Source organism: Oleiphilus sp. HI0117, assembly GCF_001635235.1.
The window spans coordinates 1-6,890 of the sequence record NZ_LWGA01000762.1 but is presented as its reverse complement, the minus strand read 5'-3'; the positions used below and the strand labels follow the sequence as shown (position 1 = coordinate 6,890).

Annotated in this window: 9 protein-coding genes; 7 read left to right on the top strand and 2 right to left on the bottom strand. The window is 41.5% G+C overall.

All coding sequences use genetic code 11. The features are described 5' to 3' along the window. The 4 genes from A3757_RS12230 to A3757_RS12220 all read left to right on the top strand — a co-directional run. A partial coding sequence (locus A3757_RS12230) for an XdhC family protein (protein ID WP_197470019.1) occupies nucleotides 1-366 on the top strand: 366 nt, incomplete at its 5' end. A 176-nt stretch (nucleotides 367-542) separates the two neighbouring features. After that, nucleotides 543-1,118: a hypothetical protein gene (locus tag A3757_RS12225; protein WP_068507490.1), complete on the top strand. Its 576-nt coding sequence runs from the start codon at nucleotides 543-545 to the stop codon at nucleotides 1,116-1,118. Between the two features lie 31 nt (nucleotides 1,119-1,149). After that, a complete protein-coding gene (locus A3757_RS25720) occupies nucleotides 1,150-1,305 on the top strand; it encodes a hypothetical protein (RefSeq protein WP_156490323.1) in 156 nt (51 codons plus the stop codon). Nucleotides 1,306-1,419: 114 nt separating this feature from the next. Next, nucleotides 1,420-2,334 (top strand): DMT family transporter, encoded by a 915-nt coding sequence (locus A3757_RS12220; protein WP_068507487.1) that lies wholly within the window; start codon nucleotides 1,420-1,422, stop codon nucleotides 2,332-2,334. 67 nt (nucleotides 2,335-2,401) lie between these two features. Here A3757_RS12220 and A3757_RS12215 read toward each other — a convergent pair whose 3' ends face one another. Next, nucleotides 2,402-3,106 carry an SIMPL domain-containing protein gene (locus tag A3757_RS12215; protein ID WP_068507485.1) on the bottom strand — a complete coding sequence of 235 codons (705 nt, stop codon included), beginning with the start codon at nucleotides 3,104-3,106 and terminating at the stop codon, nucleotides 2,402-2,404. A 122-nt stretch (nucleotides 3,107-3,228) separates the two neighbouring features. Here A3757_RS12215 and A3757_RS12210 point away from each other — a divergent pair, with 122 nt between their 5' ends. Then, nucleotides 3,229-4,485: a valine--pyruvate transaminase gene (locus tag A3757_RS12210; protein ID WP_068567122.1), complete on the top strand. Its 1,257-nt coding sequence runs from the start codon at nucleotides 3,229-3,231 to the stop codon at nucleotides 4,483-4,485. Here A3757_RS12210 and A3757_RS12205 read toward each other — a convergent pair. Continuing rightward, nucleotides 4,482-5,489 (bottom strand): AraC family transcriptional regulator, encoded by a 1,008-nt coding sequence (locus tag A3757_RS12205; protein WP_068510326.1) that lies wholly within the window; start codon nucleotides 5,487-5,489, stop codon nucleotides 4,482-4,484. The genes A3757_RS12210 and A3757_RS12205 overlap by 4 nt on opposite strands. Nucleotides 5,490-5,604: 115 nt before the next feature. On the opposite strand from A3757_RS12205, the gene A3757_RS12200 reads away from it, so the two are divergent. Together A3757_RS12200 and A3757_RS12195 are read left to right on the top strand one after the other, a co-directional pair. Then, nucleotides 5,605-6,510 carry a sterol desaturase family protein gene (locus tag A3757_RS12200; RefSeq protein ID WP_068510320.1) on the top strand — a complete coding sequence of 302 codons (906 nt, stop codon included), beginning with the start codon at nucleotides 5,605-5,607 and terminating at the stop codon, nucleotides 6,508-6,510. A gap of 64 nt (nucleotides 6,511-6,574) precedes the next feature. Next, nucleotides 6,575-6,890, top strand: a 316-nt coding sequence (locus A3757_RS12195) for a hypothetical protein (protein ID WP_156506296.1), incomplete at its 3' end; no start/stop codon positions are given.

Here is a 6,890-nt window from a genome sequence, read left to right as displayed (position 1 = left end):
ACTCCGCTGCATCTTTGCTTACCAGATGATCTGATAAAAGAGCGATTTTCTGATTCCTATTCTGCTGTGCTGGCTTTGGCTCACGACCCAAGAGTTGATGATCTTGCGGTGATGGCGGGTTTGCATAGCCGATGCTTTCTGGTCGGCGCAATGGGGTCTCAAAATACTACCAGCAAGCGTTTGCAGCGGCTGCGCACCCTCGGTTTCGCTTCTGAAGAATTAGCAAGGCTAAATGCGCCAATTGGATTTCCGATTGGCAGTAAGCTACCTGCTGAGATCGCTGTATCTATCGCTGCGCAATTAATTCAGGAAAGGAACAAAGTTTCCGCAAAAATGATTGACTCACGGCGCCTTTGTTCAGGATGAGTAGCATATATGTAATCAAATGAAACTGCTGTTACCTGGGCTTACAAATCAAAAGTTAAATAATGTTATTTCTTAATTTGCTGTGCTTAATCTCATTTTAAAGTGAGTCAATATTTGCCAGACTTAGCTCAGTTAATTTCCAGTCTTAATTTATTATTGGTATCAGGGATTCATAGGTGAGCCAATTAGCTCTTTATAATCAATTTAATTTGCGAGCACCGCTAAAAGTTTCGGACGATCATGCTATTCAAGTAGCAGAGCTAGCCGAAGATGGAATTTATTTTGCTCAGCACGACATTCTCACAATGCTGCCCAATACGAGCCCAACTGGAGACCAGCTGCTTAAGCTTTACGAAGAGCTGGTTGAGAATGTAAAGCGTGAGCATAATTATTTATATGCAGATATCGCTCGTATTCATGAAGACGATGTTCATGGCGTGGTATTGCGTAGTCAGTACATTTCTGAGCATACGCACAACGAAGATGAAGCGCGCTTCTTTATTGAGGGGGCAGTACTCGTATATATCCATGTTCAGGAAAAGATACATATACTTCAATGTGGGGCTGGAGATTTATTGATTATTCCAAAAAAAGTTAAGCATTGGATGGACATAGGTCCGCAACCTCATTTTACTGCCATCAGGTGGTATAACACTCGTGGAGGCTTACAGACCGAGTTTACTGGTTCTTATGTTGCTGAGTCTACACCTCGCTGGGAAACTATTTATAACGACTCGAACTCTAAGCGTTGACAATAAGCTAAAAGCCCTCCAGTATTGGCTTATGACTACTATTAATCAAAACACAGCACCTGCAATGAAAGATCTCATGCTTTGTGCCTATGCCTTAATCGCTATTCGTGGTTTAGGCAAGGTTGCCAGCATGCGATGGTGTGTGCGCGCCCGTATGGCAATGCTCGCTGTGTTTCTGAAGAAGTAGTCTGTTTTATAAGCCTTTCAAGTCACAGCAAGAAAATGCAGTGACTTATCGTTTCACCCACCTTATATCGCTGTATTTTCTTTAATTAAACTAACTATTAAAAGAGGATATAGCATGTCTGTGCCCGTGGCGTATGCCACCATTATAATAATCTGGTCGACTACTCCCTTAGCTATTCAGTGGAGCAGTGAAACGATAACGCCCATTAGTGCAATTACGCTGCGAATGTTGTTAGCGGCCGCTATCGGCTATGCGATCTTACGCCTTTTTAAGATTAAACTCTCGTGGACAGCGCGAGCTATTAAAGTTTATGCCGCTTCTTTGCTTGGCGTTTTTCTGGCCATGCTGTGCACTTACATAGCGGCGGCATACGTACCTTCGGGCATTATTTCGGTGATTTATGCACTATCTCCAGTGATATCTAACTTGTTATCACATGTGTTGATTGGCTCTGCTAAGTTTACTCGCGCACGCTGGTTTGCTTTTGGTATATCTTTTTCTGGGCTTTTGCTGATCTTTAAAGATGACTGGGTGGTGATGGACAAAGGCTGGTTTGGCTTATTATTGCTTTTGTTAGCTGTCAGCTTATATAGTCTTGGTGGCGTGTTAGTTGAAAAGCAGAAGTTTAAGGCACACCCATTAAGCATTACGGTAGGCACTTTATTACTATCGGTGCCGCTATTTATTGCAGCATGGTTTGTGATGGATGGTCAGCTTCCGTACCTTGATTGGGGAACACGTTCGCCATGGTCTGTTTTGTATCTAGCGATAGCCGGCTCACTATTGGGCTTTGCATGTTACTTTTTTATTATTAAAGAGCTGGGTGCAACGGCTGTTGCAATGGTGACTCTGATGACACCTGTTTTTGCTTTGGCTTTGGGTGCCTTTTTTAATGGTGAACACATTAGCGAAGTAATGCTAATCGGTACCGCGTGTATCCTTTCAGGGTTAGTTCTTTATTACTGGAGCGCTTCAGAGCGTAAGCTTGATAAGCATAAAAATAGTGAGTCTGTTGAAGTTGCGGGCTGAATGAGGCACCGGCGATTCAGGTTGAATTGCCGGTGCTATATGCTATTTGGTGTCGTATGACTAGTGCTTAATCGATTGAAAATACTGCGCTAATGGTCGCATTGTATTCAATTTCTTTTTGCTGGTAGGTATTACTTTGGCTGTCGCTCATTTCAGCACTCATTGCCATGGCGCGCATTTGTGGGGCTGGTCTTGCTTCGTTGCTAACATGCTTTACATTTAAAATTTTCCCCAAGCTTACTTCGAAGCCTTGGGCAATGGTAGCTGCTTTATTTTTTGCTTTATTAATTGCTTTGTTTAAGGCTTTGCGTTTTAGCTTCTGTTTGTTCTTAAGTGTGAATCTTATACTCCCTAGATGAGATGCTTCTGTGCGGGTGATGTCTTGGATAAGAGCCTGGAGTTGCGCAAGATCATTTAGTTTAAACTCAATTTTGCGCGTAATTTGATTACCTTTGAAATCTCGCTGGTTATTTCGGTATTCGTATTGTGGGTGTAATTGTGTATTGCTTGTGTCGAGGGAGTTCTCTTGAATATCGTATTCTTCTAGTTTTGACAGGAAAGGGCGGACCAGCTTGTCGACGGCTCTTCTCGCTTTTTCTGCTTCAAACTTTGTTGCAGAGAAAGTAATATTAATTATGGCTTGATCGGGCAAGGACTTTGCGCTTGCTGTCGTGCTGACTTCGATAAAGGGTAAGTCAGAATGCGTTTGATCATGGGCCAGGCAAAGACTACTTACTAAGAATGAAAACAAAAAAAGTGATATGAATCGCATGCTTGTGCTCCGTATTAATATTTGGTGTATACCTATACCAGTCTAGTCATTAAAGTTGTAGTTACCATAGGTTCATTCCATCGCAGCGAAACCATTGTTCACGTTATTAGGTGTTTATATTTATGAAGTTCTCAAGTTTCGGCGATAAGTTTACCTCAAAGGCCGGCATTACAAGCTTAATGGAAGATCTTGGAAATGCCTTGGCTGGCGACTCAGGTTTAATCATGATGGGGGGAGGCAATCCTGCGCATATTCCGGAAGTGCAGGATTATTTTAAAAATAGATTGCTGGAAATTGTTGAGTCTACATCCGATTTCCAGCAGCTGATCGGTGTTTACGATCCACCACAAGGCAATTTGGACTTCATTAAGTCACTCGCTTCATTACTTAAAGCTGAATATGGCTGGGATATAGGCCCGCAAAATATTGCTTTAACAAACGGCAGTCAAGCAGCATTCTTTATGCTCTTCAATTTGTTTGCAGGGAAGTATTCAGATGGTAGTAGTAAACAGGTTCTGCTACCACTTGCTCCCGAATATATTGGCTATTCCGATGCGGGTTTGGTTGAAGATTTTTTTATATCAAACAGACCAAAAACTGAGGAAATTAACGCAGAGACATTTAAATACCATATCGACTTCGAGAAGTTCCAAATTACTGAAAGCACGGGAGCGATCTGCGTATCTCGCCCCACAAATCCGACGGGAAATGTGATTACAAACTCAGAGATGAGTAAGTTAGACCAGTTGGCACGTGAACATAAAGTACCATTGATTGTTGATGGTGCTTACGGCACGCCTTTTCCAAACCTTATATTTACTGATGCAGAACCAACCTGGAACCAAAATATTGTCCTGTGCCTAAGTCTCTCTAAATTCGGTTTACCTGCTGCACGTACAGGAATCGTTATTGCGGATGCGCCGGTAATAAGCGCTTTATCGGAAGTTAATGCGATTATGAATTTGGCGACGGGTAGCTTCGGCAGCATAATGGCGAAAGATTTAGTCGACAGTAAAAGAATACTCACCTTAAGTAATGAGGTAATAAGACCTTACTATTTGTCTAAAGCTGAAAGAGCGCGCGACCTTTTATGTGAGTTACTTCAGGGTCTGCCTTTCTTAATCCATAAAGTAGAAGGTGCAATGTTTATTTGGTTATGGTTGAAAGATTGCCCCTTAAGTAACCAGGAGTTGTATGAGAAGTTGAAAGACAAAGGTGTATTAATTGTATCCGGGCATCACTTTTTTCCGGGCTTAAGTGATGACAATTGGAAGCATAAATCCGAATGCTTACGAATAACCTATTCACAAGATGATGTTCTGGTCGATAAAGGGCTTCGTATCATCGCTGATGAGATTAAAAGGGCATATTCTGTCTAAGACAGGTAGCGCTTTTGATACTGAAGCGGTGAACACTTGTACCACGTAGAAAATGCGCGGGTAAAACTACTTTGTTCGCTATAACCTAGCAGCAAGGCAATTTCGGAAAGCGTCAGTTTCGGATCTTTTAGGTAATTTATTACCATCGATTTTCTTATTTCCTGAAGAATATCTCTAAAAACTTTACCTTTTGATTTTAAGCGACGATGAAGCGTACGCTCAGACATGTTGATTCGCGAAGCGACGGTATTCGTATCAGCATCACCCTCATGTAAGCAGCGAATAATCGTATCGGTAAGTTCGGCTATAAAGGTGTCGCAATCTGGTAGGCTTATTAGTAAGTCTTCTGCTTGTTTGCCTAGTATGCCGTGAAGTGTGATATCAGAGTGCGGAATTGGAATATCTAGATCACTTACCGAGAAGGCGATAGACAACTTTTCTTGCTGACTGTAAACAGGACAACAAAAATAATTTTTACACGATTTAGCTCGGTCATCACTTAAAGCTTGCGTAAAGTGAATGGCTGAAAGATTTAATTTTTTCGGGAAAATAATCTCATTAACTATCGTCACCATTGCACTAAGTAATAATTCGTCGGAACATTGGCTTGAATAACCGTAATCCGGGTTCCACACCAGGCAAAATGAATTGTCAGGATTTAGTTCCGTGTGTGCAAGACTTCCTGCGTAGATCAAGCCCTGAAATCGTTTGAAGCAAGCTAACGCTTCACCCACGTTTCTGGCCGTGCGAAACAGGTAGCCGAGTACGCCTACATGCTCAACCTTTATATACCTTCCTATTTCAAGGCCCAACGCGTCGTATGGCGTTAGCGCTTCTAATTCTTCTAATAAACGCCACCATTGTGCAAAAGACATATGTTGCTTAGCGGATAAATAGTCAAGCTTCTGTTCATACAACGGAAGACTAAGACCGCTTTGCTTAATAAAGGTCTGTAGGTATCCGACAACATCCCGAGAGATAAAAAAATCATTTAAAGAATTCATAAGCTGATTGTAATGGTGGCGCAGATTGTCAAAAAATATTATTGCTATGACAATAATAGATGCTGCTTGTGGAATAAACTAGCTTTAATTACTGATTAGTTTGAAGGAGCAATTCATGAGCGACTTACTACATGCCTTGGGCTTTATTATGCTTTTTGGCAGCGTGTTTATATCAATTATTTGTCTTGAGGCTTGGTACTGGCATAGGAAGGGAAGAAAAGATGCCTACCATTTAAAGGAAACGCTAACGAATATTGCAACCGGTGGGATTTATAAAATATTCGATGGGATTGCTATTGCCCTGTTTATTCAGGCATTTTATGAGTTTGTTGCTCAATACGGGTTTCAGTATAAAATTGAAGATGGTTTGTTGAGTTACCTATTCCTATTTATCGCATGCGATTTTTTCTTTTATATCTACCACTACGGTATGCATAAAATACGTTGGTTATGGTCAATACATGTAACGCACCATTCGTCTAAAATTATGAATTTTTCTACCGCTTTGCGCCAAAACTTTTTAATGGATGTTAATTTTGGCTGGATGATCTGGTGGTTGCCACTAGCAATCATTGGCTTCGACAAAGATCTTGCTTTAATTGCGATTGAATTAAGCCTGTCTTATCAATTCTTCCTTCATACCGAGCTTATTGGAAGGTTGGGAGTATTTGAAAAGGTTTTCAATACACCTTCGCACCACAGGGTTCATCATGGCTGCAAACCGGAGCAGATCGATACAAACTTTGGTGGCGTGTTAATAATCTGGGATCGCTTGTTTGGAACCTTCGTAGATGAGCGTGATGCGGGTAAGGTTGTTTACGGACTAACTGAGCGACAACCGACAACCCTGAATCCAATTCGCTTGAACCTGGATGAATTTATCCAGATGTTTAAAGATGTTATTCAATATAGGGACCTCAAGATATTCTATAAGTCTCCTGCTTATGTAAATAAGTATCAGTCGTCTAATTTGCATGACGAACCGCGCGATCAAACAATATCCGCTACAAATGTTCCGTAACCTTGTCGTAACGGTCTATAGGTTCTTGCTATGATGGAGGCTCGCAGAAAAGAGTGAAACCCTAATGGTAATTCGATCTATGATTATGGGGGTCTGTATATTGTGTTGTACAGGCTTAAACGCAGAGCTTCGCGTAATGACTTTAAATACCGAATGGCTATGGACCCCTTATGACGGTAAAGCTGACGGTAGTAAAGTGACGATACGAGACATGTCAAAGAAGGATTACCTAACTGAGCTGGCATTCTATGCGAAGCTTGTTAGAGAGCATAGGATAGATATTCTAGCGGTGTCAGAAATTGAAAATAAGTACGTTGCGATCGATTTGGCAAACCGTTTTGGCAAAGACTGGAAAGCGTATTTTACACAGGGAAGGGATA

Bases quoted from the DNA above. Each gene is read 5' to 3' on its own strand.
- A3757_RS12210 (WP_068567122.1), top strand. From the start codon at position 3,229: ATGAAGTTCTCAAGTTTCGGCGATAAGTTTACCTCAAAGGCCGGCATT.
- A3757_RS12205 (WP_068510326.1), bottom strand. From the start codon at position 5,489: ATGAATTCTTTAAATGATTTTTTTATCTCTCGGGATGTTGTCGGATAC.
- A3757_RS12200 (WP_068510320.1), top strand. From the start codon at position 5,605: ATGAGCGACTTACTACATGCCTTGGGCTTTATTATGCTTTTTGGCAGC.
- A3757_RS12215 (WP_068507485.1), bottom strand. From the start codon at position 3,106: ATGCGATTCATATCACTTTTTTTGTTTTCATTCTTAGTAAGTAGTCTT.
- A3757_RS12220 (WP_068507487.1), top strand. From the start codon at position 1,420: ATGTCTGTGCCCGTGGCGTATGCCACCATTATAATAATCTGGTCGACT.
- A3757_RS25720 (WP_156490323.1), top strand. From the start codon at position 1,150: ATGACTACTATTAATCAAAACACAGCACCTGCAATGAAAGATCTCATG.